Source organism: Streptomyces sp. NPDC057307, assembly GCF_042667665.1.
In the GTDB taxonomy this organism is placed as follows: domain Bacteria; phylum Actinomycetota; class Actinomycetes; order Streptomycetales; family Streptomycetaceae; genus Streptomyces.
The window spans coordinates 117550-144134 of record NZ_JBHUZM010000005.1; the positions used below are offsets into that span (position 1 = coordinate 117550).

The 26585-nt window shown below is 68.3% G+C and carries 15 protein-coding genes and 3 pseudogenes; 11 read left to right on the top strand and 7 right to left on the bottom strand.

The features are described from left to right. Window positions 1–55 precede the first annotated feature (55 nt). Entirely contained in the window at window positions 56–3016 is a 2961-nt protein-coding gene (locus ACFUN8_RS03750) for a helicase-related protein (protein WP_383630940.1), read from the top strand. Beyond that, entirely contained in the window at window positions 3016–7122 is a 4107-nt protein-coding gene (locus tag ACFUN8_RS03755; protein WP_383630893.1) for an Eco57I restriction-modification methylase domain-containing protein, read from the top strand. Before ACFUN8_RS03750 ends, ACFUN8_RS03755 begins: the two co-directional genes overlap by 1 nt. Before the next feature lie 35 nt (window positions 7123–7157). On the opposite strand, the pseudogene ACFUN8_RS03760 reads toward ACFUN8_RS03755, so the two are convergent. Both ACFUN8_RS03760 and ACFUN8_RS03765 read right to left on the bottom strand, forming a co-directional pair. Then, window positions 7158–7328 (bottom strand): annotated as a pseudogene (locus ACFUN8_RS03760) (DUF397 domain-containing protein); the annotation flags it as partial. Continuing rightward, complete coding sequence (locus tag ACFUN8_RS03765; protein WP_383630896.1) at window positions 7265–8185, bottom strand: Scr1 family TA system antitoxin-like transcriptional regulator; 921 nt, start codon at window positions 8183–8185, stop codon at window positions 7265–7267. The pseudogene ACFUN8_RS03760 and the gene ACFUN8_RS03765, both read right to left, overlap by 64 nt. Before the next feature lie 188 nt (window positions 8186–8373). Between ACFUN8_RS03765 and ACFUN8_RS03770 the strand changes: the two genes are divergently transcribed. Further along, window positions 8374–8844 carry an ATP-binding protein gene (locus ACFUN8_RS03770; RefSeq protein WP_383630899.1) on the top strand — a complete coding sequence of 157 codons (471 nt, stop codon included), beginning with the start codon at window positions 8374–8376 and terminating at the stop codon, window positions 8842–8844. Here the strand turns inward: ACFUN8_RS03770 and ACFUN8_RS03775 are convergent. Continuing rightward, the gene (locus ACFUN8_RS03775; RefSeq protein ID WP_383630902.1) at window positions 8834–11320 is read right to left on the bottom strand and encodes a DUF2786 domain-containing protein; all 2487 of its coding nucleotides are present in this window, start codon (window positions 11318–11320) and stop codon (window positions 8834–8836) included. The two genes, ACFUN8_RS03770 and ACFUN8_RS03775, sit on opposite strands and share 11 nt — an antisense overlap. 170 nt (window positions 11321–11490) lie before the next feature. Between ACFUN8_RS03775 and ACFUN8_RS03780 the strand changes: the two genes are divergently transcribed. Genes ACFUN8_RS03780 through ACFUN8_RS03790 form a run of 3 tightly spaced genes read left to right on the top strand, consistent with a single transcriptional unit; the run spans window position 11491 to window position 16723 of the window. Then, window positions 11491–13305 carry a DUF4357 domain-containing protein gene (locus ACFUN8_RS03780; protein WP_383630905.1) on the top strand — a complete coding sequence of 605 codons (1815 nt, stop codon included), beginning with the start codon at window positions 11491–11493 and terminating at the stop codon, window positions 13303–13305. After that, a complete protein-coding gene (locus ACFUN8_RS03785) occupies window positions 13302–14540 on the top strand; it encodes an McrC family protein (RefSeq protein WP_383630908.1) in 1239 nt (412 codons plus the stop codon). The genes ACFUN8_RS03780 and ACFUN8_RS03785 overlap by 4 nt, the downstream gene beginning before the upstream one ends. A 23-nt stretch (window positions 14541–14563) precedes the next feature. Beyond that, complete coding sequence (locus tag ACFUN8_RS03790; protein ID WP_383630911.1) at window positions 14564–16723, top strand: UvrD-helicase domain-containing protein; 2160 nt, start codon at window positions 14564–14566, stop codon at window positions 16721–16723. A gap of 20 nt (window positions 16724–16743) precedes the next feature. Here ACFUN8_RS03790 and ACFUN8_RS03795 read toward each other — a convergent pair whose 3' ends face one another. Next, window positions 16744–18396, bottom strand: a complete 1653-nt coding sequence (locus ACFUN8_RS03795) for an N-6 DNA methylase (protein WP_383630943.1) — start codon at window positions 18394–18396, stop codon at window positions 16744–16746. A gap of 241 nt (window positions 18397–18637) precedes the next feature. Between ACFUN8_RS03795 and ACFUN8_RS03800 the strand changes: the two genes are divergently transcribed. The 4 genes and pseudogenes from ACFUN8_RS03800 (at window position 18638) to ACFUN8_RS03815 (ending at window position 22962) form a co-directional block, all read left to right on the top strand. Beyond that, window positions 18638–19051 carry a hypothetical protein gene (locus ACFUN8_RS03800; protein WP_383630914.1) on the top strand — a complete coding sequence of 138 codons (414 nt, stop codon included), beginning with the start codon at window positions 18638–18640 and terminating at the stop codon, window positions 19049–19051. Between the two features lie 32 nt (window positions 19052–19083). Continuing rightward, a pseudogene (locus ACFUN8_RS03805) lies at window positions 19084–19764 on the top strand (caspase domain-containing protein); the annotation flags it as partial. A gap of 66 nt (window positions 19765–19830) precedes the next feature. Then, window positions 19831–21819 (top strand): annotated as a pseudogene (locus ACFUN8_RS03810) (AAA domain-containing protein); the annotation flags it as partial. 3 nt (window positions 21820–21822) lie between these two features. Continuing rightward, window positions 21823–22962 (top strand): DEAD/DEAH box helicase, encoded by a 1140-nt coding sequence (locus tag ACFUN8_RS03815; RefSeq protein WP_383630946.1) that lies wholly within the window; start codon window positions 21823–21825, stop codon window positions 22960–22962. Between the two features lie 88 nt (window positions 22963–23050). Here ACFUN8_RS03815 and ACFUN8_RS03820 read toward each other — a convergent pair whose 3' ends face one another. The 3 genes from ACFUN8_RS03820 to ACFUN8_RS03830 all read right to left on the bottom strand — a co-directional run bounded on the left by ACFUN8_RS03820 (window position 23051) and on the right by ACFUN8_RS03830 (window position 25151). Continuing rightward, the gene (locus ACFUN8_RS03820) at window positions 23051–23611 is read right to left on the bottom strand and encodes a hypothetical protein (RefSeq protein WP_383630917.1); all 561 of its coding nucleotides are present in this window, start codon (window positions 23609–23611) and stop codon (window positions 23051–23053) included. Between the two features lie 29 nt (window positions 23612–23640). After that, window positions 23641–24087, bottom strand: coding sequence for a hypothetical protein (locus ACFUN8_RS03825; protein ID WP_383630920.1), 447 nt, complete (start codon window positions 24085–24087; stop codon window positions 23641–23643). A gap of 128 nt (window positions 24088–24215) precedes the next feature. Next, window positions 24216–25151: a phosphotransferase family protein gene (locus ACFUN8_RS03830; protein ID WP_383630923.1), complete on the bottom strand. Its 936-nt coding sequence runs from the start codon at window positions 25149–25151 to the stop codon at window positions 24216–24218. 237 nt (window positions 25152–25388) lie between these two features. Between ACFUN8_RS03830 and pstS the strand changes: the two genes are divergently transcribed. Continuing rightward, window positions 25389–26525 carry a phosphate ABC transporter substrate-binding protein PstS gene (gene pstS / locus ACFUN8_RS03835; protein ID WP_383630925.1) on the top strand — a complete coding sequence of 379 codons (1137 nt, stop codon included), beginning with the start codon at window positions 25389–25391 and terminating at the stop codon, window positions 26523–26525. Window positions 26526–26585 lie beyond the last annotated feature (60 nt).

A 26585-nucleotide genomic window follows, 5' to 3' on the forward strand; every position in this document is an offset into this window, starting at 1 on the left:
CACTACGAGCAACTCACCACGACTACGTGAGGACTTGAACGACTTGACGACCGACCTGGCGCTCGCCTACTCCGCCGGATCCCTGGTGGCTGCCCGCAGCCGTGAATGGGTGGTGCTTCCCGAGAGCAAGCCCGATCTGCTCGTGCTGCGCCCCCTCGGCGGCTCGGACGACGACATCGCCGCCGTGTTCCCCGCCTTCGAGAAGGTGAAGGCCGCCGAGTTCGCGGCTCCCGAACCGAGCGACCTCGGTGACCAGCGCGCGGCCGGTCTGCTGCGCACAGCCCTGCGGATCGGTTTCCGCTCGGGCGCGGGCCCCTTCCGCTCGCTGGCCGGGATCGCGGTGGAGCCGCGCGCCTACCAACTGGTACCGCTGCTGATGGCGTTACGCCAGAAGACGGCCCGGATACTGATATCCGACGATGTCGGTATCGGCAAGACAATCGAGGCAGGGCTGATAGCGAGCGAGCTCCTCGCTCAGGGCGAGGCGACCGGATTGGCCGTCCTCTGCTCCCCCGCGCTCGCCGAGCAGTGGCAGCAGGAGTTACGCACCAAGTTCGGCATCGACGCTGAGTTAGTCCTCTCCTCCACCGTGTCCCGCCTGGAGCGCGGACTGGACCTGGGCCAGTCCCTCTTCGACAAGTACCCGCACGTGATCGTTTCGACGGACTTCATCAAGTCCACACGCCATCGCGACGACTTCGTACGCCACTGCCCCGACCTGGTGATCGTGGATGAGGCACACACCTGTGTGGCCGCCGACGACACGTCCACCGGTTCGCAGAACCAGCTCCGTTACGAGCTGCTGCGCCGGGTCGCCGAGGACGAGACCCGACATCTACTCCTGGTGACGGCGACGCCGCACAGCGGCAAGGAGTCCGCGTTCCGCAATCTGCTGGGCCTGGTCAAACCGGAACTGGCGTCGGCGAGCCTGGAGTCGGAGGCGGGCAGGAAGCTGCTGGCGCAGCATTTCGTGGCACGAAAGCGGGCTGACGTACGCCAATACCTGACCCAGGGCGATGGGCTGGAGGATGACAGTCTCGCCGAGCGGACCGTGTTCCCCTCGGACCGCTATTTCAAGGACGAGACGTACAAGCTTTCCCCGGCCTACCGCGCCCTGCTGGACGATGCCATCGAGTACGCGGGCGAGCGCGTGCGGGCCGCCGGCAGCCAGAACAGGCGCGATGCCCGGATCGCCTGGTGGTCCGCCATCGCGCTGCTTCGTTCACTGGTGTCCTCGCCGCGCGCCGCCGCACAGACCCTCACCACCCGCTCAGCCGCCGCGATCGCGCGCAGCGCGGAGGAGGCCGACCGGTTCGGCGCCCCGCTCAACAGCGACTCCGCCGACAGCGACGCGCTGGAGGGCATGGACGTGGCGCCCGGCGCGGAGACCGAGGACGCGGGCGCACGACTGGCCGAACTCGCCGCGCGGGCGGCCGAGTTGGCCGGTACGGAGCACGACCTCAAACTCAAGGCGCTCATCAAGCACCTCAAGGCGCTCCTCGCCGACGGCTACAACCCGATCGTGTTCTGCCGTTACATCCCCACGGCGGAGTACGTCGCCGAGAAGCTCAAGGAGAAGGGCGGCGTGCGAGCGGAGGTCGAGGCGGTCACCGGGACGCTCTCACCGCAGCAGCGCATCGAGAAAATCGACAAGCTGGCCGAGAAGGCCGGCAACGGCCCCGCCGCCCGGCGCGTCCTGGTGGCGACGGACTGCCTCTCCGAAGGCGTCAACCTCCAGCACTACTTCGACGCCGTCGTCCACTACGATCTCGCCTGGAACCCGACCCGCCACGACCAGCGCGAAGGCCGCGTCGACCGCTACGGCCAGAAACGCGACGAAGTCAGGGTCATCACCCTCTACGGCGCGGACAACGGCATCGACGGCAAGGTCCTCGAAGTCCTCATCAAGAAGCACCGGCAGATCAAGAAGGACCTCGGCATCTCCGTCTCCGTACCCGACGAGATGTCGACGGGGGTGACGGACGCCATCGTGGAATGGCTGCTGATGCGGGGCCGCGACGGCGAGCAGGAGGCCCTGTTCGGCGCCGACGCCTTCACGACGGCCACGGCCAAACTGGACACCGACTGGAACTCGGCTGCCGAGCGCGAGAAGGCCTCGCGCTCCCGGTTCGCGCAGCGCTCCATCCACCCCCAGGAGGTGGCGCGGGAAGTCGCCGCGATCCGGGACGCACTCGGTGGCGCGGGCGAGATCGACACGTTCGTACGCGAGTCGCTCGGCGCCCTGAGCGCGGTCATCCGCCCGGTCGGCCCATCTGGCCCGACCGGTGGAAACTTCACCGCCCAGGTGGGCGGCACTCCCGCCGGGCTGCGGGACGCGCTGGCGCCGGTCATCGGTGCGGAGGCCGTTGAAAAGGACCGCCCGATTTCCTTCCATGCGGATCCCGCAGTGGCGCGCGGCGAGGCTGCACTGGTACGGACCGATCCGGTGGTGGCCGCGCTCGCGGCGCATGTCCTGAACGCGGCTTTGGACACGCAGGCCGACGAGGCGCGTCCCGCGCGTCGGTGTGGCGTCATCACCACGGAGGCGGTCGGCACGCGTACGACGCTGCTGCTCGTCCGCTACCGCTTCCACCTCACACTGCCTTCGCGCAGCGGCAACAAGCAGCAGGTGGCGGAGGACGCCCGGCTGGTGGCCTTCCAAGGCTCGCCGAAGAACGCGGTCTGGCTGCCGGAAGAGCAGGCCGTGGCGCTGCTGAACGCGACGGCATCCGAGAACACCGACCCGCACTTCGGCGAGCGCACGATGACCCGCATCCTCGGTCAACTCGGCGACGTGAAAATGCATTTGGAGGAGTACGGCGACGGGCTGGCAGCCGCCCTCGACGCGTCACACCGCCGAGTGCGTGAGGCGACGACACGCAGCGAACTGCGCCAGATCGTCCGCGGCCTGTCCGTCAAGGCCCAGAAGCCCGCCGACATCCTGGGCGCGTACGTCTATCTGCCCGCCGCGCCCGCAGCCGCCGGGGCCCGTTCGACTGACGGAGCGTCCGCCTGATGTCCGCCACCACACGCAATCAGGTCTTCTCCGCCGTCCACACAGTCGGGGCACTGTTGCCGGCCGACATGCTGGTCCGGATCAGCGAGGGCAAGGACATCGCCGGCTCCAAGCCCGCAGATTACGATCTGCCGTCGTCGCGCTCGGTACGGGACGAGGCCGAGCGCAGCTGGGAGTATCTGAAGCCGCTGTGGCGCGACCTGCGCTCCCGCCTCCCCGGGGACCCGGAGACGGGCATTCCCGCGCACGACCCGACCGGCGTCGCGGGGAGCGACTGGCTTGCGCCGCTCTGGCGGGAGCTGGGCTTCGGTCCGCTGACGCCAGTTGGCCCGGTGGGCATCGCCGCCGACTCTGACGCCGAGAAGGAATTCCCGGTCTCGCACCGCTGGCGGCATGCACTCATCCATCAGGCGGCCTGGAACGCCGACTTGGACAAGCGGCCCGGGGGCACGGGGACGGTTCCGCCGCAGTCGATGCTCCAAGAATGCCTGAACAGGACGGAGCAGCACCTGTGGGGTGTGCTCACAAACGGGCGCCAGGTGAGGCTGTTACGCGACTCCAGCGCACTGGCGACGGCGTCGTATGTCGAGTTCGACCTCGAAGCGATCTTCGACGGCGAGCTGTTCAGCGAGTTCGTGCTGCTGTACCGGGTGCTGCACGTGTCGCGTTTCTCAGTGGCGGAGGACGCGGCGGCGTCGGGGGGCTGGCTGGAGAAGTGGCGGACGGAGGCAATCGCGTCGGGAACGCGGGCGCTGGACCAGCTCCGCAAGGGCGTCCAGGACGCGATCACCGCACTGGGTACAGGCTTCCTGCGACACCCGGCGAACGGGACGCTGCGTGCGGACGTGCAGCCGAAGGCCCTCCAGGCCGCGCTGCTGAGGATGGTCTACCGGCTGCTGTTCGTGTTCGTCGCCGAGGACCGCGACGCGCTGCTGTCGCCGAAGGCCGATGCTCAGGCGCGGGAGCGGTACGCGAAGTACTTCTCGTCGGGCCGACTGCGCGCCCATGCGAGGAAGCGGCGGGGCACGGCACACGGTGATCTTTACGAGGCGCTGCGCATCGTGCTCGACGCGCTGGGAGACGAGAAGGGCCGGCCGGAGCTGGGACTGCCTGGCCTGGGCGGCCTGTTCAACGACCACGACGCGGATGCTCCGCTGCGGGGCTTGAAGCTGTCGAACGAGGCGCTGCTGACGGCGGTTCGCCACCTCTCCCAGGTCCGGGACGGCAGCTCGAACCGCTGGCGGGCGATCGACTACCGGCACCTGGACGCGGAGGAATTGGGGTCTGTCTACGAATCCCTGCTGGAGCTGGAGCCGAAGCACAGCGCGACCGAGCGCACCTTCACACTGGTCGAGGTCGCGGGCAACACGCGCAAAACGACGGGTAGTTACTACACACCGTCGTCGCTGATCGAGTGCCTGCTGGACTCGGCGCTGGACCCGGTCATAGTGGACGCGATCAAGAGGGGTGAGGAGGCGGCGTCCGCGTCGGGCTCCCCTGACGCGGCCGACGCGATCGTGAACGAGCTGCTGTCGCTGACGGTGTGCGACCCGGCGTGCGGCTCCGGCCACTTCCTGGTTGCGGCGTCGCGCCGCATCGCCAAGCAGGTGGCGGCGGTACGGGAACGCAACCCGGAGCCGACGCTGGGGGCGGTCCGGCACGCTCTGCACGAGGTCGTCGCGCGGTGCATTTACGGGGTTGACCTCAACCCGATGGCTGTCGAGCTGGCCAAGGTGTCGCTGTGGCTGGAAGCCTTGGAGCCGGGCAAGCCATTGGGCTTCCTGGATGCGCATGTGAAACACGGGAACGGCCTGATTGGGGCTACGCCGAAGCTGTTGCAAGACGGGATTCCAGACGAGGCGTTCACCGCTACCGAGGGCGACGACAAGAAGCACGCCAAGGCGCTGGAAAAGATCAACGCACAGGAGCGGGTGGGGCAGGGCAGCCTCTTCGACATCGACGACGAGACCGTCAAGGTTTCCAACACCACGTTCGCCAGAGGGCTTCGGTCCATCACCCTGGCTCCGTCCGGAGATCTGAAGGACGTGCGCCGCCAGGAGGAAGCCTTCGAGGAGTGGTCTGGTTCCAGCGCCTATCAACGCGCCTTGCGTGTTGCTGACGCCTGGTGTGCCGCGTTCGTGTGGCTTAAGACGCCCGAAGGGCCGCGCGCGGTGACGCACTCAGTGTTCCAGGCACTGGAAAACTCCGGCGGCGCGGGTGCGACGCCGGAGACTAGGGGCGAGATCGGGCGTCTGCGCGCTCAGTACAACTTCTTCCACTGGCACTTGGAGTTCCCCGAGGTATTCTCCGTCCCGGAGGGCGGCCAGGGCGTGTCCCCTGCGACTGGCTGGGCGGGTGGCTTCGACTGTGTTGTCGGCAACCCGCCGTGGGACAGTGTGGACTTCCGCGAGCAAGAGTTCTTCGCTCACCGCGCACCAGAGATCGCGGAAGCATCGCGCACGTCCGTACGGAAGAAGATGATCGACGCCCTCAAAACCTCTCCCGACACTCTGCCGCTGTACGCGGAGTTCGAAGCTGGCAAGCGCAAGGTGTACGCCGAGAGCCACTTTCTGCGCCGCTCGGGGCGAATGCCGCTGACGGGTCAAGGAAACCTCAACACATATTCCGTCTTCACGGAGACGGACCGCATACTGCTGGGGCCGAATGGGCGAGTGGGTGTGATTGTACCCACGGGGATCGCGACGGATGCGCGGACGCAGTACTTCTTTAAGGATTTAGTACAGAATGGGTCACTCGCATCGCTCTACGACCTTGAAACGAACCCGAACCTATGGTCCGGAATTGGCCACAATCGCTTTAAGTTCTCACTCGTCACGATCGTCGGAAGTGCCCACCGGGAACCAGTCGCCGAGTTCGCATTCTTCATGCACGGAACCGATGAACTAGATGATCCCAACAAGCGTTTCACCCTCACTCCGGAGGAGATTTCGCTACTGAACCCAAACACCAGCACCCTTCCGGTTTTTCGCACGCGACGGGATGCCCAGATTACGCTGAGTGTTTACCAGCACGTGCCCGTGCTATGGAAGGAAGGTGTGCCGGACGGCAACCCGTGGGGTATGTCCTTCCTGCGGATGTACGACATGGGACACGATTCGGCTTTCATGCACCCTCGCAAGGATCTCGAAGCCTCGGGCTGGACGCTTGAGGGCAATGTCTTCACCAAGAACGGGGAGCGGATGCTCCCCTTGTACGAGGCACGAATGCTTCACCACTACGATTATCGGTGGGCAACGTACGACGCCGGGGATGCCACTCGGGCGCTTTCAGTAGACGAGAAGGACGACAGCGATACGCTGGTACAGCCCCGGTATTGGGTGCTAGAAGGGGCCACCGCGTCGTACCAGTTCAACACGAGCGGTGAGGAAATTCCTACCTCGGGGGTCCGTAAGCGCCTTGCTGAGAAAGAATGGCCACACGAATTTCTTTTGGGCTGGCGAGACATCTGCCGGTCAACAGATTTTCGAACCGTGATTTCTTCGGTCTTGCCACTGGCGGCAACCAACGATAAATTCCTGCTGGAGTTGCCGAGGTGCAGGCCTCATGAACTTTCTGGGCTCGTTGCTCTCCGAGCGGCCTTCGTCTTCGACTTCGTCGCCCGTCAAAAAATTGGCGGAACGAGTCTGAAGTTCTTCACATGGACTCAACTTCCAACATTATCCCCGGAGCGGGTCTCGCAACACTCTGCCTTTATCGCGCCACGGATCACTGAACTTGTCTACGCTACGGCTGACATGAGCCCTTTCGCACGCTACCTGGGCGACGCAGGGAACCCTTTCCGCTGGAACGAGGTACGCCGCCAGCGGATTCGCTCCGAACTTGACGGACTCTTCTTCCACCTCTACGGCATCTCCCGCGAGGACGCCGACTACATCCTCGACACCTTCCCCATCGTCCGCCGCAAGGACGAGGCCAAGTACGGTTCGTACCGCACCAAGGAGCTGATCCTCGCCGAGTACGACCGCATGGCAGCGGCTGGCCTCAGCCTGGAGAACCCACTCGTCGACGGCGAGAACTACACATCCACCCTCAACCCGCCCCCAGGCCAGGGCCCCCGCCATCCAGCCCCGTCAGAAACCGTCTGAGGCAACGCCGTTGGATGGCTGAGCCCGTAGAGGGCTCAGCCGTGCGCGGCGTACCGCACGAACCGCGTCCAGCCGTCACGGCCAACGGCGAAGGGCGTGCGCGTCACGTCCTTGGAGTCCCTTACGTGGACAGCTAGTTGGGCTACAGCCACCTCAACGCAGTCGTCGCTCTGGGCTCTGCTGTAGCCCGACTTGAACCGGCCGAGTCCTTCGGAAAGAGGGCCTGCGAGCGCAGTCTCGCGTAGCGCATCTGAATTCTGCTGACCTCTTTCTGGTCAGCGATCAATCGGTCATTCTCCTGACCTTCGGAATATGCGAGCCTGCGCCCGTCCGGTGTCTCCAGCAGTCGTACAGGTCCGGCTAGACACGCGTGGTGTTCGCTATCGGCAGGCATGACCTGGAGCGTGGTGTTACGCAGGGTGCTGAGCTCAATGATGTGGTCGAGCAGTTCGCGTGTGACATCGACTCCGCCGAGACGTCGCATGAGGACAGCCTGCTCGACAACGAAGTCGAACGTCGTGTTGGGCTCCTCCCGTAGCAACCGCTGACGCTCCATGCGGGCGACGACTGTGGCCTCCAACGCCTCGTCGGACAGCGGAGGAATGTCGTTGTCGCACAGGGCCCGCACGTACCCCTCCGACTGCAACAACCCCGGCACCAGCCGACACTCATACGTACAAAGACTCACCGCCACCCGCTCCAGCCGAGCCCACCTCCGAAACCACGCCGCCAGCCCCGGCTCCCCCCGCGTCAGGTGCCGCGCCGCCTTCCGTAGCGCCCCCGTGTTCCCCAGCGCCTCCTCCGCCCGTTCCACGAAGACCTCGTCCGGCATGCGGCGGCCCAACTCCACCGACTCCACCGTGTGTTTGGAGAAGCCGACCCGCGCCCCGAAGTCCACCCGGCTGAGCCCGGCGTGCTCGCGCAAGGCCTGGACGACGGCGCCGAACGTCCGCAGACTGTCCGACGGGTCCGGCTCCCGTTCCCAGTCCCCCGCGCCCGGTTCAGCCCCCTCCGCCGTCCCCGTCCCCGCCGGCTCGTCCACCTCGGCGTTGTCGGTCGTCATCCGCGGCCACCTCCACTCCAGCAGTTCAGCAGTCCAGGTGCGTGCGCGTAGGTGAAGCGTTCGCGCGCTCAACTCACCCACAGTGACGGATCAACGCCGTACCGTCCACTCCTCGTGCCCGTACGCTGACCGAGCGTACGGACCTCACCCCTGGTGTACGCCCCCGCGCAACCGCCACCGTGGCACCCATGACCTCACCATCCCCCCAACCAACCGCCCTGCTCGGCAAGTTCTCGCAGCTGCTCTCCTCCACCCGTCGTGGCGCCCGTCTCGCCCGGCTGCTGTCGTCCCAGCAACTCCACACCTGGGGTGTCCATCCCGACGTCATCGAGCGCGCCGAGCACATCGTCGCCGAGCTGGCTTCCAACGCCGTGACGCACGGTCAGGTGCGCGGCCGGGACTTCCGCGTCGCACTCGCCCTGGACGCCGCGACCGGCACGCTCCGTATCGAGGTCACCGATGCCCGAGGCGAGCAACGCCCGGCCACGGGCCGCCCGGTACAGCCGGCGCCGTGCGACGAGTCCGGCCGCGGCCTCCTGCTGATCGCCGCGCTCGCCGATCGCTGGGGCACGGACCCGTACCCGCCGACGGGCAAGACGATCTGGGCGGAGACATACCTCGGGCCCACGTCGACCGAGACGAGTCACGTCAGGCGATGAACTCGAACTCCTCCTCCTCCTGGTCCTCCAGGGAGAGCCCACCGATGTTCGCCCGCTGCCCGTCCACATGCCCCTGCCGGTAGCCGCTGCCCGTGAGCCGGGAGCGGCGCGCCTTGCCGAGTTTCGGGTAGCGGGAGGTGACTTCGGCCTGCACCGCCGCCGTACGGTCGGCCAGGACGAGGGCCACGCTTCGGCCCTCGGACGTCGCGGGAGTCTCGGGAGAGGCCGCGTGCCGATCGCGCTCGCTCTGCTCCCGGTCGTTCTCCGTCTCCGCCTGGGCGGCCTGCCCTGCCTCGGCGATCCGCAGAGTGACGGCACGGACGAACCCGAGCATCCACGAACGCTTGTAGGCCCGCGAGTCCTCACCAACCGGCCGGTGGTTGGTGGACGCCACCTCAGCGCCTTGCAGCATCTGAAGTCGCAGGCTGGCGTACAGCACGTCCACCGCCTGGAGATCGGAAGCGAAGCCGAACAGGTGCACCCTGTGCCGGTTCGCCTTACCGCCGGGGTAAATGGATTGGCACCGCATGGCGTTCGCGATCCAGGCGAGAAGTCGCTTGCACTCACGCATCCAAGGAGCGGTGACCTCCACGACCCGGTCGACAGGCTGTTCGGACGTCGGCTCGTCACCCTGGAGCATCGCCTGCTCGATGCCGTACTTGGCCATCAACTCCGTGGCCTTCTTCAGGAAGGCCTCGGACTCGTCTTTGGTGGCCGCCGGGTCCTCGGCGTGACGCAGGATGCGTTTGACGCGTGCCAGCAAAGCAGCGGGCAACGCACCGGCGGCCGGAGTCGAGGGCGAGCGCGGCGACGGCACTTCAGGGTTTTCCGGACCGTTCGAGCGCGTGGTGTCGGCCGGTTCCTGCTGCCGACCGGACGCCCCCGTGCTCTCGGAAGAGCTGTCCGAGCCGTCCTGGTCGTCCTGGTCGTCGTGCAGGCCGTCGCTCTCTTCCGGCTCCAACTCCCCCTGCTCCCCAGGAGCCCACTCCTCCGACTCCCCCTCCCGGGCGATGACGTCGGCGAGCTCGTCGAGATACGGAACGAGTGTGCGCAGCTGGATCAACGCGCCTGCGGCCCAGGCGGACGCGTCCGCGGGGCGGACCCGGATCCGCAGTGACCTGAGCGGCCGGACGCCTCCGTCCGCGTCACGCATCAGGAGTTCCAGGCGGGCGTGCCCGAGTCCGGCGAGTGCCATCAGCTCGCACAGGTCTGTCGCGCTGTGCCGGGAGTAGTGGACCTCGATCCCCGGGTCGGGGTACCAGTCGTCCGTCGTCGTTTCGGCGTCCGGCCCGCCGGGGCCGAAGAGCTTGTGCAACCGGTTGGACGGACCGGGCTCGTGGACGTCGGTCCGGACGCGGATCGCGGACGACGTTCCGCCCGACAGGGCCAGCGCCGCCGCCCGTTCCTGCGGGGAGGTGACGACGTGGTACCAGACCGGCACGGAACCGCGCATGCCGTGCCAGGTCACTTCACCCTGCTCCAGCCGCTCCGTCGCCTCCTCCACGCTCCGGCCGTCGAACTCCCCTCCCGCCTCCCCTTCCGCGTGGACATCTCCCGACGCGGCGCGGACGCAGTCGAGGAACTCGGTCAGATACTCGTTGGTGTCCCGCCGCGCGGAGACCTCACCCGTACCGAGGACGACCCGCTCAGGGAGCGACAGTGCGCTGATCACCGGCTGGAGGACCTGAACGAGATACGCCTCGACGGCGTCCGACAACTCCCTCAGGAATGCCTCGCCGACGTGCGTCGCCTCGCCCGCCTGCTTCTCGCACCACTCGCTCAGATACGTCGCGCTCAGGCGCTGCCGGGCCAGGAACGCCAGATACCCGGCGCCCTGGAGGGCCTCCTCGTACACGATCAGGGAATCGTCGAGCCAGTCGACGGCGTCGGGCTGCGAGAGGACCGCCTGGACGAGAAGCCGGGCGGGCTCCCCCTCCGACGTCAGGAACCGGCTGAGCGGGACGAGCGACTGCCCGAAGTTCGCAGGGGCCCTCTCGGCGAGGGGAACGTCCGCCAGTTCGCCCGCGCGTACGCCCCAGCGGCAGACCAGTTCGTCGTCGGCCTGATGCCGCTCAACCGTCCGGGCACGGTGGTTCCGCCACAGCGCGAGGAGCAGTTCCTCCCATGCCTCCGCGTTCCATGACCACAGCGCGGGGTCGCCGGCCGGCACAAGAGCGGACCAGACCTCTCGTACCGCACTGTGCAGGTCGTGGCGGTGGCCCTGCGGGATCAGCAGCTCCAGCCACGCCACCGTCTCGGTCATCGGCTGCACGCGCGCCTCGTCCGCGGCGATGCGCACGGTCACCAGAGCGGTCACCAGGCGCCGGTCGCCGAGATCCTGGGGGATCAGCGCGTACAGCCGAGGGCTGTGGTCGGACAGCGTCTCGCTCAGTTCGGTGACGCGGGTCCGCAGCCAGCCACTTCGTGCCGCGGCGAATCCCGCCGCCGACATCTCATCCGCGTTCTCCTCGGTCATGACGTCCCCGTCCTCCCCCGGACCGCCCGCGCCCGGACGGTCGCACGCGGTTCTACGATCGAAATGGCTTCACATCCTAGGACGGAGTGATCGACCGCTCACCCTCGGCTGTCGGTGCCCGCCGGTACGCTTCCGGAAAGATGCGATTCGGCAGGCTCACGAGGAGACCCATGGTCGGCGAGTACCCCGAGTTCCGGCTCCGGTTGCCCAATGGAGACCGCGTCGACCGGGCCCAAGGGGTGCTGCTGGACGGGACGGGGACGAACGGGAGCCGTACGTTCCTGATCCGTGCCGGATCGCCCGCGCGGGATCATGTGACTCCCTCGCTCTCCCGGCACTTCGCGGGTCCGTACACGCGACGCGAGGAACTCAAGGCTCAGGGGATCCTCGTTCCCTCCACCCGGTGGCCCGGCTGGCTGGAGCTGACCGAGGACGTGGTGTGCGGTTCCCCGTCGTTCGCGGCCGTGCTGCTCGTCGGAGCGCCGCGCAACGGCTGGAAGGAGTGGCGCACACCGGACGGCGCGCCGCTGTCGGACTACATGACGGGCATCCGCTCGGGCCCCACCCGGACCTGGCTGATCCGTGGTTCGAACGTGTCGGGGCACGATCTCGTCCAGCGGCTGTGGCTGCCCGAAGGCCGGGTGTCCCTGTCCGCCTCCCGCCTGAGGCAAGGCGTACGGCAGGGGGCCAGCAAGGACGGGCTGCGCACCCTCGTCGAGGAGGACTACGAGTCGTCGGCGACGTACAACCAGAAGCTGGAGCTGGTCGAGGAGTTGCACGCGTTCCTGTCCCGGATGAAACCGGGCGACACCGTGTGCACCATTTCCGGCGGCCAGTTGCACGTCGGGGAGATCACCGGCGAGGCGGAGCAGGCGGAGTCCGACGACCGGCGGTCCAATCTGCGCCGGCCCGTGGAGTGGCAGGCGACCGGCTACGCGTACGAGGAGCTGCCGGAAGCGCTTCAGCAGAAGCTGTCCGTCCAGCACGACGTCGTGGACCTCACGTCCGTCCAGGCCCTCGTCGAGGGGCTCGGGATGACGGACGAAGAGCTGGCAGACGAGGCGGAGGCCATAGAGCGTGACCCGAGCGCGGAAATCCCGGCGATCACCGCCCGGCGTGAGCTGGAGCTGCCCGAGCCCACGGCCGAGCTGGCCGCCGAGCTGCTGACGCACGATCCGGCCTGGCTGCGCGAGGTCCGTGATCTCCTGTGGGACGAGCGGCAGTTGGTGATGTACGGGCCACCGGGCACCGGCAAGACATTCCTGGCGCTCAAGCTCGCCGAGTTCCTGGGCGGCGGGCCCGAGCAGGTGAAGCTCGTGCAGTTCCACCCCTCGTACTCCTACGAGGACTTCTTCGAGGGCTTCCGGCCCCAGGAGGACCCGAAGTCACGTGAGGTCGCCTTCCGGCTGACGGCCGGGCCGCTGCGGGAGCTCGCCGACCTGGCTTCCCGCGAGGGCAACCGACACATCCCGCACTTCCTGATCATCGACGAGATCAACCGCGCCAATCTGGCGAAGGTCTTCGGCGAGCTGTACTTCCTGCTGGAGTACCGCAACAAGTCGGTGCGGCTCACGTATTCGGGCGACGACTTCGCGCTGCCGCCGAACCTGTTCGTCATCGGGACGATGAACACGGCGGACCGCTCGATCGCGCTCGTGGACGCGGCGATGCGCCGCCGGTTCGCGTTCGTGGAGCTGTCGCCCCGCACCGAACCGACGCGCGGGCTGCTGCGGCGGTGGCTGGCGGAACAGGGTCGGGACAGTGAGCCCGCCGAGCTGCTCGACGCGCTCAACTCGCGTATCGACGAGCCGGACTTCCGTATCGGCCCCTCGTATCTGATGAAGAAGGGCGTCTACCGGGATGGCGGCCTGGAGCGCACCTGGCGTACGAAGATCCTGCCGCTGCTTGAGGAGCATCACTACGGGGAGGGAGTGGACATCGAGCGGCGGTACGGACTCGCGGCGCTCCGGGAATCCCTGCGGTGACTGCCGCGAGCGGCTGTGTGATCGAACTGGTGGAACACGCTCCGGCCGTCAGTGTTCCCCTGCCGGACGCCGTCGGCCGGGCCCTCGTCGCGTCGCGGATCGCCGACGCGGCCCCTGACGCGTACGCGCCCGGCCGTTGGGTGCTGCGGGCAGGCAGCAAGGTGGGGGCCGTCAGACTGGAACCCCCGGGCGGGCCGGCCGTGACGGTCCGCATCACGCCGAAGGTGCCTGTGGCGCGGCTGTTCTTCCTCCTCGGCTACAGCCTGGACCCGCGCGGCTGGCGGGACGGAGAGGTGGAGATCGCCGAGCACCGGGAGCTGCTGCCGGCCCTCGCGCATGCCGTCGAACGTCAGGTGGACCTGGCCCTGCGCAGGGGACTGCTCCAGGGGTACATGCCGACCGAGGACACGTCCCTCGTCGTCCGGGGACGCATCCGGGAGGCGGAGCAGGTCCGCCGCCGCTTCGGGACCGCGCTTCCGGTCGAGGTCGCCTACGACGACTTCACCGACGACATCCCCGAGAACCGACTCCTGCGGGCCGCCGTCGAACGGCTGCTGCGACTGCCCGGCGTCCCGGCCGACGTACGCCGCCGCCTGCTCCACCAGCGCGCCCGCCTCATCGGCATCACCCCACTCGTGCGCGGCCAGGCGCTGCCCGTGTGGCATCCCACCCGCCTCAACTCCCGCTACCACCACGCACTGCGTCTCGCGCGGGCGGTCCTGGAAGGCTCGTCGGGCGAGCACGCGGCGGGCAACCTGCGCATCGACGGCTTCCTGTTCAACATGAACAAGCTTTTCGAGGACTTCGTGACCGTGGCGCTTCGCGAAGAGCTCCGCGCCGGCGGTCATGTCGCCCGGCTCCAGGACACCCACCACCTCGACGACGACGCCCGGATTCGGATGAAACCCGACCTCGTGGTCTACGGCGACGACGACGGACGTCTCCCGCGGGCCGTCGTCGACGCCAAGTACAAGGCGGAGAAACGCGACGGATATCCCGACGCCGATCTGTACCAGATGCTGGCCTACTGCACGGCGCTCGGCCTGCCGGCGGGCCACCTCGTCTACGCCAAGGGAAACGGCCCGCACACCGCTCACCGCGTGCGCCACACCGGCGTCCGCATCCACCAGCACGCCCTCGACCTCGATCAGAATCCGCGACAACTCCTCGGAGAAATAAGAAGCGTTGCCCGTCAGCTGGTCGGCGGCCCGCCCGTAGGATCGGCGCGGGAGTAACGTGCGAAGTGGGGAGCAGATACGTGCCGCAGCTTGCGTTCGCCAACAGCTTCTGGGGAAGTTACGACGTCCTTGAGAAGCCCGTCAAAGCCGGTGTGCGCAAGGCGATGGAGAAATTCCAGCTGCTGACCGTCGCCCAGCTTCACTCGGACAAGGGCCTGCACCTGGAGTCCGTCGACAAGGCGCGGGACCCCAGGATGCGGACCATCCGTATCAACGACTTCTGGCGGGGCGTCGTCCTGGCACCCGACGACGGCAGTGATGTGTTCCTGCTCGTGAACGTCGTGCCGCACGACGACGCGTACACCTGGGCGGCGAAGCGGCTGTACACGACGAACTCCGCGACCCGCGGTCTTGAGGTACGCAACGTGGTCGCCATCGAACAGCTCACCCCGGCCCTGGAGAAGGCGGCGGCCGGCGCGCCGAAGCTGCTGTTCGCCTCGCACTCCGACACCGTGCTGCGTGATCTGGGTGTGGACGACCAGGTGTTGAGAGCCGTGCGCACCATCGTCGACAAACCTCAGCTGGAAGCCTTCGGGACGCTCCTGCCGGAGGACCAGTTCGAAGTTCTTCAGTATCTGGCCGAGGGGTTCGGCCCGGACGAGGTCTATCGCGACGTGGTCGCCGTGCGCCGGCCCGTGAACGCTGCCCCCGACCCCGACCCCGACGAGAGCCTCGCGGTGGTCATCGCCAACACCGCGAGCCGTATCACCCTGGTCACCGGGCCCGACGAGCTGACGGAAATGCTGGAGAAGCCGTTCGCCGCCTGGCGGGTCTTCCTCCACCCCTCGCAGCGGCGCGTCGCCTACCGGGTCTCGTACGCGGGTCCCGTCCAGGTCACCGGAGGCCCCGGGACGGGCAAGACGGTCGTGGCACTGCACCGGGTGAAGCATCTGCTGTCGCGGTCACCCGACGCGAGAGTCCTGCTCACGACGTACACCAACGCACTCGTCTCGTCGCTCCGGGAGAGTCTGTCCCTGCTTCTTGACGGTGACCCGCGGCAGCTCTCCCGCGTGGACGTGACCACGGTGAACGCGTACGCCCACCGCGTCGTGTCCGAGCTCGGCGGCAAAACTCCGTCTCCTGTCGGGGACCGGGAGGAGCGGCGTCTGTGGCAGCGGGTGGCCAGGAAGCTCGAACTCCCGTGGACCGAGCAGTTCCTGGCCCAGGAGTACCGGCACGTCGTGCTCGCCCAAGACGTACGTGACCTCGACGCGTACCGCACCGTCGTGCGGCGCGGGCGGGGTACGCAGCTTTCCGTCTCGCGACGGGAGCAACTGTGGCCCGCGATCGAGGCCTTCAAAACACTGCTGCGGGGGCAAGGCGCTACCACCCACCTGGACGTGTGCTCCACCGCGGCGCGGTTGCTGGTGGGGGTGGATGCGGATTCCCTTCTCCGCTACGACCACGTCGTCGTCGACGAGGCGCAGGATCTGCACCCCGCCCAGTGGCGCGTACTGCGTGGAGCGGTCGCGCCGGGCAACGACGACCTCTTCCTCACGGGCGATCCGCACCAGCGGATCTACGACGCGAAGGTGTCGCTCGGGTCGCTGGGGATCTCCGTCTCGGGGCGTGCGTCCCGGCTGCGGATCAACTACCGCAGTACGGAAGAGATTCTTCACTGGTCCACCGGCATCGTCTCCTCCTCGCCCGTCGAGGATCTGGGAGGCGCCGGAAGCGACAGCCTCGCCGGCTATCGCTCTCTGCTGCACGGCCGCAGGCCGCACACCGAGGGCCACGCGTCCGAGCAGGCCGAGGTGACCGCGCTCGTGGAACGGATAGAGCAGTGGATCGCCGAAGGCATCCGCCCGGCCGACATCGGCGTCTGTACGCGGTTCAACCTTCTCCTGGACAAGGTGCACGACCGGTTGGTGGCGGCGAACGTGCCGGTGGTCCGTGTGAAGGAAGGCCCGGCGCCGGAAACGGACGGCGTCCGGCTCGCGACCATGCATGCCATGAAGGGGCTCGAATTCCGGTGCGTCGCCGTTGTCGGGGTGACAGCGGGCGCGTTGCCGTTCACCCGTGAGGTCACACCGGCCGAAGTGGATGTGCTCCAGCACGACTCCGATGTGCTGCGCGAGCGGTGTCTGTTGTTCGTGGCCTGCACGCGGGCACGGGAGGCACTGCTGGTTTCGTGGCACGGGGCAGCAAGCGGCTTCCTGCCGGCCGCGGACCTCCGCTGAGCGTTTCCCCAACCGTTCGGCTACTGCGGGGTGAGCGCACCGTTGCTCAGGCCGTCGTGGGCCAGAGCAGCAGCCTTTCGGCTCAACTCCGCCACTGTGCCCATGCGTTCCTCAAATTCCTGGAGTGCGCGAAAGGCCGCTCCGTAGCGACGCTGGTCGTCGATGTCCATCTGCGGAATACGGGCTCCTCGGCCGTCGAGGCGAAAGGTTCCGCTGGAACTCGTGGAACGTCGCGTGTTCGCCGTACTCCGCAGGAAGCCCTTCAGATAGTCCGTGTCGAGCTGATCGCTCGCCGACTCCGGCTCCGGGTCCGGATCCGTGTAGGCGACGAGACCCACCCGGGCGAGATCGGCGAGACTGACGGTCGGCCCCTTCAGGGACCCCGCTCCCTCGCCCGGAGCGAGGTCGGGCAGAAGGCGGGCGATCTGCCGCAACTGCGCCGCCAACTCCTTTCGCAAGGAACCGTAGTCGGCGGAGTAGTCGCGATGCGAGGACGGCATATGACTGGCCGGAGTGAGGTCCACGGTGTCGTCGAGCAGTTCGATGAGCGGTACGTCGACGATCTGGTCGGACTCAGGCTCCAGGGGCCCGTCCGGCCGGTCGCCTGTCAGGTCGACAAGGCGTACCGAAGTGGTGGCCTCGCTTCGGGAGAGAGGCCGCCGCAGGAGCCACAGGTGCACCGGGAGTGCGTGGGACGCGGCAATACCGGCGGGGAGCGCGACGACCTGTTCCACGATGCCCCGTCTCACCAGTTCGGCGCGGATGCGACGCCCCGCCTTGCGGTAAGCCACGGAAGCGGGCATGACCATGAGAACCCGCCCGCCGGGTGCCGTACGGCTGTAGGCGTGCTGGAGCCAGGCCAGTTCGCCCTCGGCTCGCGACGGTGTGCCCAATTCCCAGCGGGAGTCGAGCAGCAGTGCCTCACGGCCCCAGTCGGTCACACCGGCCGGGGGGGCACAGACAACGATGTCGGCGCGGAGGTCGGGCCACCGGTCCTCGCGCAGGGAGTCACCGACGCGGACGGTGACATCGGTGCGTCCGAGGAGATCGGCGCGGAGTTGAGCGAAACAGGCACTGCTGGAATCGCTCTCCTGCCCGAGCCGCTTCGGCCCTTGTTCCGGTCCGACCGCGAGGAGGAGCGTGCCGATACCGCAGGCAGGGTCGAACACTGTGGCGTCGGCGGGCACCACCCCCACGAAATGGCGAACGGCGCCGACGATGCGCGGCGAGGTGACCTGGTCGGAGCCGACACGGCGCACCGAATCGGTGAACCGCTCGCTGAGGTCCCGGACCACCGCCGCCGCGGAATCGGCTTCGGCAAGGGCTTCCACCAGAGGGACCACCTCGGCGGGGAGAGCCGAGTCCGAGGTACGCGCCAGATGGCGCACGACGTCGGCGAGGCCGGCGATCATGTCGTCCGCGTAGGCCGCCCGCAGCGCCTGCCAGAGCCGGACGCCCGGGGAGATGTCCTGCCCTTTACGCTGCCTGCCCAGCCACTCCTGGACCTCGGACAGGGCGAAGAGCGGGCTGCCTGCGCTGCCACCCGCCGGGGCGGGGAAATCGTCATAACGGCGTCGCCAGTTGGAGACCGCCGCCCGGGTAACTCCGGCCAAGCGGGCGATCTCGGAGCCGGAGACGAGCGGCTCGGACGGTGCTGCGGCTGCACTACTCACGAGTGCACTGTACACGTTGACTGATAGTAATGACCCGTTGACGCTGTACACATGCCGTCGTATTGCACGCACATGGCAACTGTTCACGCGTCGCTGTCCGCCAGGACGGCACAGACAGATGTCATGCGTTTCACGCCAACGATCAGCTCCTTTGAGGAATTCGCCCGCCCCGGCACCCCGCGCACGGCTAGCGTTGTGGGCCCCGTGCCAGGTGCACGACGGGACCGAGGGGGCACATCAGGTGAGCACCATCCACGAGGCCGGGGACACATACCGCATCGCCGTCGTCGACGACGACCCGCTGCGCGCCCGCCGCGAAGCGCGTGAACTGCTCGGCGAAATCGCCGACATCGACCCGGCCGCCTCGCTGGACCTGGCTCAGCAGCGCGGGCACGGCGGCGACACGGACAAGGGCGGCGTCACGACGGACACCGTTTCCCTGGTGATCAGCGCGGGCTCGCTGGTCGCCGCCACCGTTCAGGTATGGCTGGCCCGTACCCCGCAACGGACCATCGTCGCCACCCGGCCGGACGGCGCGACTCTGCGGATCAGCGGCCGGGAGGCCCGCGCGGACGACGAGCGTGTCCAGCGGTTCCTGACCGGGGACGGCGGCAGCCCGGGCACCGGGGAAGACACCGACGACACGGCGGGCTGACCGCGAACATGAGTGACAACGACCGCTACTGCATGCTCATCGGCGTCTCCACGTACGACAACGACGCTTACCACAACCTGCCCGCCGTCCGCGCCGACCTGCACTACATGCAGGCGGTGCTCGAAAGCACCGAGATCGGCATGTACAACGACTGCGCGATGGTCGCGGAGCCGACGCGGGCCGAGATGCTGCATGCCGTCGAGTCGTTCCTGGAAGAACGGCAGCAGAACGAGACAGCCTTGCTGTACTTCAGCGGGCACGGTGAGTTCTGTGACACCGACAACCAGCTGTACTTCGTGACCCGCGACACCGACCCCCTCGACCTGCCCGGCACAGCCGTGCCGGCAGAGTTCCTGGAGCGGATGCTCCAATCCTGCCGGGCCTCCTCGAAGATCGTGCTGCTGGACTGCTGTTCCAGCGGCAGCGTCGTACAGGGCTGGACGGCCAAGGGAGCCCGCCCTGCCGACGAGCGGCCAACGCCCAGCACCTTGCTGCGGCCCACCGGCGTCTATTTCATCACCGCCTCGGACGCGCTTCAGACCGCCTCCGCGATGGCCCCGGCCGGCTCTTCTCTCGGCACGTCCCGGTTCACCGGCGAGATCGTGGAAGGGTTGCGGAACGGGCGGATCAAGGACGGCGGCTGGATCACGCCGGACGATCTCTTCGACTACCTGACCACGCAGATGGCGCGCATCGGCGTGCCGGAGGAGCAACGGCCCACCAAGTCCACCATCAGGGCCACCCGAAGCCTGGTGTTCGCCCGTTCCGTCGCCCGTCAGGTGCGGCTCCCCGCCTTCACCGCGGGCACCGTCCATGACGCCGATGGTGGGGCAGGCTCCTCCGAGGGCTCGCTCAAGGCTCATGGGCGCACCGGTCTCACCGCCCACGACGGCTCCGACTGGCAGCGGCTTCTGCACTACTACGTACACTGCCTGGGCGCCACGACGGCAGCCGGCATGACGCCCAGCCGCGATTCGGGGCGGGACTCGACGTACTTCCTGCTGCACAACACCTCCGAGACGATTCAGTCGGGCCTCGCGGATTCCCTGCGGGCGCCCAAGGATCTACCCAAGCCCAAAAGGCAGCCGGCAGAAGGCCCAGGCACCCGGCCCGACAGCTCCGACTCACTGCAGGAGTACTGGTACGGCTACCCCGCCATCACCCTCCCGGTCGCTGACGGGAGCGGGCGGCGGGCCGACATGAAGATCGCCCCGTTGCTCATCCAGCCGATGGAACTCGCGCCCGACGAGAATGGCCACGACGTGCTCCGCCCAAGCGGCGTACCAGCCCTGCACACCGGGCTGGTGACGGATTTGCTGGCGGACGACGACGCGGCCGATCTCCTCGCCCGCTGGCAGCCCACCTGGCAGGAGGGCAACGGCCCCCAGATGGTGCGCGCCGTGCGGGAGTTGCTGAAGGAGTTGGGGCTCTCCGAACTGGAACCCCTGGAGCTGTCCGCGCTGAGCGATCAGTCGGTGACGCGGACGCTGAGAGCCGGAGCACACAACGCGGCCGTACTGCTGACCCCTTCGGGAAAGGAACGCGTCTCGACGGACGGCCTGGTCGACAACCTGCTCAAGATCTCCACGCGGACCGGACAGATCTCCGGCACGGCGCTCGCCGCGCTGCTGGACACCGGGCCACAGGGCGGGGCGCCCGCAGGCGCCGCGCACACGGTGGTCGCGCCGGGACCGTGCAACGAAAGCCAGGAGCAGGTGATCGACTCCGCGATGACACGGCCGCTCACCGTCGCCACGGGTCCGCCCGGCACCGGCAAGAGCGAGGTCGTCGCCGCCGTGGTCGCGACCGCGGTGGCCGCAGGGCAGTCGGTTCTGGTCGCGTCCACCAACAACGAGGCGGTGGACGTCGTGGCCAAACGCTGCGACTCCATCGCACCGGGGCTGTTGATGCGCACGGGCAACTCCAACGCCCTGACCGCCGAGGCGAAGAAACTGGAGCGGCTGCTGAGTGAACCGCAACAGTCCGCGCGGCGCAGCTCGGCCACCGTGTCCGGGGAACTGCGCAACACCCGTGCGGGGGCTGACTCGCTACAACGAGACGCGGCCCGTCTGGTGGACGAAGAGCAACGACTGGCGGAGTTGCTGCGTGACCGGGAGGAGCAGGCGAAGGCGCTGACAATGCCGGTCGCACTGCTGGACGGCGTCTGGGCCGGCGAGGACGACGCGGCACTGGGCCAGTGGCTGGAGCAGGCTCGGCGGGGGGCAGCGGCGCGCTGGGTCTTCCCGCGCCGGCGTCGGCGACGGGTGCTCGCCGCGTTCGTCGCCGCCGTGAACACGCCTCTGCCGCAACCATGGCCGGCCTGGGCAGCCGAGCGACCCGTACCGTCCGAACTGCTCACCGCACTGGCCGACGCACTCGTCGTGGAACGAGAGCTCAGGGCCCTACTGCCGGAACACACTGCCAGGGACGAGCGCGAGTTGGAGAAGGCACGCCTGACGGCCGCCGACGCTCTCTCCGTACTGTCCACCGAGCTGTCCCAGGCCATGTCCACCGAGGCGTTGGTCCGTGCCCGCACCCTGATGGGCCAGCGGCTCCAAACGCTGCGCGACCGGCGGGGCAACCAAAGGAGCCAGCGGAACCTGCTCCAGCACATCAAGGGCTGGGCGATCAGTACCCGCTCTGTGCGGCAGCTCGAACTCACGCCCAAACTCTTCGACCTCGTCGTCATCGACGAGGCGAGCCAGTGCTCGATTCCGGACGTGCTGCCCCTGCTCTTCCGGGCCAAGCGGGCACTGATCATCGGTGACCCGATGCAGCTGGGCCACATCGCGGGTGTTTCGCCCCAGCAGGAACGGCAGGCCCGGATCCGGGCGGGGCTGAGCGCGGCGCAGCTGGAGGACCGGCGGCTCACCTACCACGTGAATTCCTCCTACCACGCAGCCGCCCAGCGAGGCGAAACGACGCTGCTCCTCGATGAGCACTACCGGTGTCATCCAGAGATCGCGAACGTGGTCAACGGCTACTGCTACGCGGGCCAGTTGCGGGTGATGACCGATGTGCGTGAGCGCATTCCCGCCCTCGACCCGGTGGGATCGGCCGATCCGGGCCCCGTGCTGGGCTGGGTGGACGTACCGCACGGCACATCGGCGCGAGGCCCTCGTGGGCTCTCCTGGCGCAACGGCGCGGAGGCCGCGACCGTGCGTGGCGTCGTGGAGGCACTGCTCGCACGCCTGCCCCAGGAGGCCACGGTGGGTGTCGTGACGCCGTTCCGGGCGCAGAAGGAGGCCTTGGAGCGGATGCTGCCGTACGAGCGGGTGCGGGTAGGGACCGTGCACGCCTTCCAGGGCGGTCAGCGGGACGTGATGGTCCTGAGCCCCGTCGCCGCGCTCAACACCCCGCAACCGACGACACATTGGGTCGCCACCCAGGTCAATCTGTGGAACGTCGCGGTCACTCGGGCCAAATCCCAGCTGATCAGTGTCGGCAGCCGCACATTCTGGCAGGAGCAGGCCGGATTGCCCTCCCTGCTCGCCAGCCGGTCGTCCGTGCTGACATCGACGGCGTACGAAAACCCGGGCGGTGAGCCGCTGACCCCACCGCGGGCCGGCGGCGCGCCAGGTCTCCGGGAGGAGCTGACCGACCGGCTCCAGCGGTACCTCACAGCAAAGGGCGTCACGGACCTCGAACGTGCGGCGTTGGTGGGCGGGCAGATGGTCGACATACTGTTCACCGTCAGCGGTGAGAACACTGCGGTACTGATCGACCCGGGCCCGCCGTCCGGCCAGGACGCCGCCCGGCACCTGCGTCTGTCTCACGCGCGCGGCGGACTGCTGGTCGGGCTCCCATCCGGCGGCTACGGAGCGAAGGCGCGTGTGGTGAGCCGGACAGTACGGGTTCCGATATGGCGAATTCTCGCGGGCGAGGAGGCCCTGACCTGCCTCTTCGACTGAATTGACCAAACGCAGCCCGGACAGAGGTGGGGCGACATGCGACCGACAGAACATCCCGAGCGCAATCGGACGCCTAAGCTCCTCTGCATCACTTCTTGACGTTCTGCACGGAGGTCGGACCAAGCTGCTTGGCGCTGGCGTACTCCGGCATCGTCATCGGCTTGTCGAACAGGAAGAACGACTGGTTCGTGCCGACCGTGAACTCGATGTACGCGCCGGTCGTCGCATCGAAGCCGTAGTACGCGTTGCACATCGACCCCGCCGAGTACACCCCGTCCATCCCCGGCAGCGAGACGACCACCTTGCCCTCGGCCGAGGAGTCCACCTTCTCGGTCGGCGTGAGCATCTCGCAGCGCGCGACGGGCAGGCCCTTCATGATGAAGTACCCGTACTCGCCCTTGGCGTTCTGGATGTAGACGTAGCTCAGCTTGCCCCGCTTGCCCCAGGTCTTCACCCACTGGTTGATGGCCTCGCGGGTCGGCGAGTACTCCATCCTCCCGGCGGGCTGGTTCGCCACGAGCTGGTCGTAGTTCCTCTCCTTGGCCTTGGTCTCCTTGCCCCGGCTGGAGTCGTCCTCGCACGCGGTCAGCCCCACCCCCAGGGTGAGCGCCACCGCCGACGCCACGACGGCACGAGTGATCGTCTTCATGCTGTGCCCCTTTCCCGGGCCGGTGGTGGTCACTTGGCGCAGACGGTGTCGTCGGTCCCGGCGGCCAGGCGGTACGGCAGATCCCGGTCGCGGAAGGGGGCGCGGTGCTCCTGGGCGGCCTTCGAGTTGTAGTCGTTGACCGACTCGATCCGCGACGCCTTCAGCGCCGTGACGGACTGGTCGATCTGGGCCTTACGGGCGTCCGAAGCGGCCCCGCGCTCCTCCTTGAGGGCCTTGATCGAACCCTCGGCGTTCTGCACGGCCTCGCACAGATCGAAGAACTCCTGATACGTCGACTGCCGGAACGCCCCCGACCCGACGGTGTCCTCCCGCTCCTCCGCCGCACCACGGAACGGCGCCGTGAGCCACCCGGCACCCCCGAAGACGAACGTGCCGATCAGGCCCAGCACCGCCAGCCCGACGATCCCGTAGGCAAGCCACGTGCCGACCCGTACTCCCTCGCGCACAACCCCCATCACATTCCCCTCCTTCGCTCGACCGGCGACCCTCGTCCGAGTGTGGGCGCCGTTGAACCGGCAGCCCATGGGAGGGAGTTGGGAGTTGGATGTAATACGCCCGGGTGCCTGGGGGATCGGGGGTCGGGCTAGGCGAGAGCCGACCACGGCTCGGGCGGCGAGGAGGCGAAGAACCGGAGGATGCCGAGGAGCCGGGCGGCCGGGGGCGCCGTCCAGTGGCGTTCGCCCGTGACCGGGGCGGGGTTCGTCAGACGGGCGAGCGCCCAGGTGAGGTGGTAGCGCAGGACGCGGGCCTCCCAGGCGTACGGGCTGTACGAGTCGTACGACGCGTCGTACACGTTGTACGTGTTGTACGAGCCACCCGCCCCGTAGGAGCCACCCGACCCGCCGTCGGCCGCGGCGGCCCCGCCCTCCCGGTAGCCGTCGAGCATCGCCGGGACGCCCCACAGCGGTGTCTTGGCGAACTCGACCGCCGGGTCCGCCCACATCGCGTCACCCCAGTCGACGATCCCCGTGAGCGCGGGCGAGTCCGGCCCCGGCCGCACGAGCAGGTTCTGCGGAGCGATGTCACCGTGCACCAGCACCCGCGACGCCGCGCCGGGAATCCGCGCCGCGAGGCGGTCGAACCAGCCACCCAGCCACCGCGCGGCATCGGCGTCGAGCATGCCGTCCGCCAGCAGCCCCTCGACCAGCCGGCGCGGGGCGCCGACGTCGGGGTCGTACTCCACCGGAACACCGGCCGGTTCCCCACCGGGCGTCACCCGGTGCAGCCGGGCCAGCTCCCGCCCCACCTCCCGGAAGACCCCGCCGGCCGCACCCCCCGCCTCCAGCACATCCGCGAGATCCGCCCCCGGCGCCCGCTCCAGCACCATGTACGGCACGTCCGCGTCGTCACGGCTGTCGTCGAAGGTGACCAGCGCCGGCGTACGCACCCCGGCCCCCCGGGCGACGGGAATCACCGCCGCCTCCTTCACCAGGTCGGCGACGAACGCCTCCGTACGCGGCACGCGCAGCACGAGGTCCCGCCCCAGGGACCAGGCCCGATTCGCCACCCCTGAGGCCATGGGGCGCACTTTCTCGACGCCCACGCCGTGTCGAGCGGCGATCCGGGCCAGAGCCGCACCAGGCTGTCCGTCACGGTTCACCTTCCGTTCACTCCCATCCGTCAGCGGCTTCACCTGATCTGCCTAATTTCGGCCTTACACGGTGACCGGCATACCGCCGGCCCCACCACCTCGACGCACGCCGCCGTAGAAGTGCGTACACCCGCACACAGGCGGCTTCTGGAAGGAACACCCGAAGTGAAGCTTCAGCGCAAGAACCGGCTGCGCGCCACCGCGCTCGGTGCCCTCGCCGTCTCCGGCGCCCTGGTTCTCACGGCGTGCGGCTCGGACGACAACACGGAGGCCTCCGGCTCCGGCGACAAGACCGCCGCCGCCTCCTCCAACATCAAGTGCGACGACGCCAAGGGCCAGATCCTTGCCGCCGGATCGAGCGCCCAGAAGAACGCGATGGACCTCTGGGTCAAGAACTTCCAGCAGGCCTGTGCGGGCGTCGAGATCAACTACCAGCCGGTCGGTTCCGGCGGTGGCATCACCAAGTTCACGCAGGGCCAGGTCGCCTTCGCGGGCTCCGACTCCGCGCTGAAGCCCGAGGAAGTCACCGCTTCCGAGAAGATCTGCAAGGGCGGCAAGGGCATCAACCTCCCGATGGTCGGCGGCCCCGTCGCCATCGGCTTCAACGTGCCCGGCGTCGACAGCCTCATCCTGGACGGCCCGACCCTCGCCAAGATCTTCGACTCGAAGATCAAGAAGTGGGACGACAAGGCGATCGCCACCCTCAACCCCGACGCCAAGCTGCCCAGCACCGCGATCCAGGCGTTCCACCGCTCGGACGAGTCGGGCACGACGCAGAACCTGAACAAGTACCTCAAGGCCGCGGCCCCGGCCGACTGGAAGTACGACGACAGCTCGAAGTCGTGGGAGGCCAAGGGTGGCCAGGCCGCCAGCGGCTCCTCCGGCGTCGCCTCCAGCGTCAAGGACACCGAAGGCGCCATCGGCTACTTCGAGCTCTCCTACGCGACCGCCAGCAACCTGACCACCGTCAAGGTGGACACGGGCGCCGGTGCGCCGGTCGAGGCCACCACGGAGAACGCCTCCAAGGCCATCGCCGCCGCCAAGGTCAAGGGCACCGGCAACGACCTGGCCCTGGAGCTGGACTACGCCACCAAGGCCGAGGGTGCCTACCCGATCATCCTGGTGACGTACGAGATCGCCTGCGACAAGGGCAACAAGGCCGAGACCCTGCCCAGCGTCAAGGCGTTCCTCAACTACACCGTCAGCGAAGAGGGCCAGAAGGTCCTGAGCGAGGCCGGCTACGCGCCGCTCCCGACGGAGATCGCGGCCAAGGTCCGCGAGATCGTCCCCACCCTGTCCTGACCCCCGGACGTGGGGGGGGGCGGCGCCGGGGGGGGCGCGCGCCCACCCGGCACCCCCCGC

What these genes read in the sequence shown, in the direction of transcription:
- ACFUN8_RS03755 (WP_383630893.1), top strand. Translation starts at nt 3,016, where the DNA reads ATGTCCGCCACCACACGCAATCAGGTCTTCTCCGCCGTCCACACAGTC.
- ACFUN8_RS03765 (WP_383630896.1), bottom strand. Translation starts at nt 8,185, where the DNA reads ATGACGACCGACAACGCCGAGGTGGACGAGCCGGCGGGGACGGGGACG.
- ACFUN8_RS03770 (WP_383630899.1), top strand. Translation starts at nt 8,374, where the DNA reads ATGACCTCACCATCCCCCCAACCAACCGCCCTGCTCGGCAAGTTCTCG.
- ACFUN8_RS03775 (WP_383630902.1), bottom strand. Translation starts at nt 11,320, where the DNA reads ATGACCGAGGAGAACGCGGATGAGATGTCGGCGGCGGGATTCGCCGCG.
- ACFUN8_RS03780 (WP_383630905.1), top strand. Translation starts at nt 11,491, where the DNA reads ATGGTCGGCGAGTACCCCGAGTTCCGGCTCCGGTTGCCCAATGGAGAC.
- ACFUN8_RS03815 (WP_383630946.1), top strand. Translation starts at nt 21,823, where the DNA reads ATGCAGCTGGGCCACATCGCGGGTGTTTCGCCCCAGCAGGAACGGCAG.
- ACFUN8_RS03820 (WP_383630917.1), bottom strand. Translation starts at nt 23,611, where the DNA reads ATGAAGACGATCACTCGTGCCGTCGTGGCGTCGGCGGTGGCGCTCACC.
- ACFUN8_RS03825 (WP_383630920.1), bottom strand. Translation starts at nt 24,087, where the DNA reads ATGGGGGTTGTGCGCGAGGGAGTACGGGTCGGCACGTGGCTTGCCTAC.
- ACFUN8_RS03830 (WP_383630923.1), bottom strand. Translation starts at nt 25,151, where the DNA reads ATGGCCTCAGGGGTGGCGAATCGGGCCTGGTCCCTGGGGCGGGACCTC.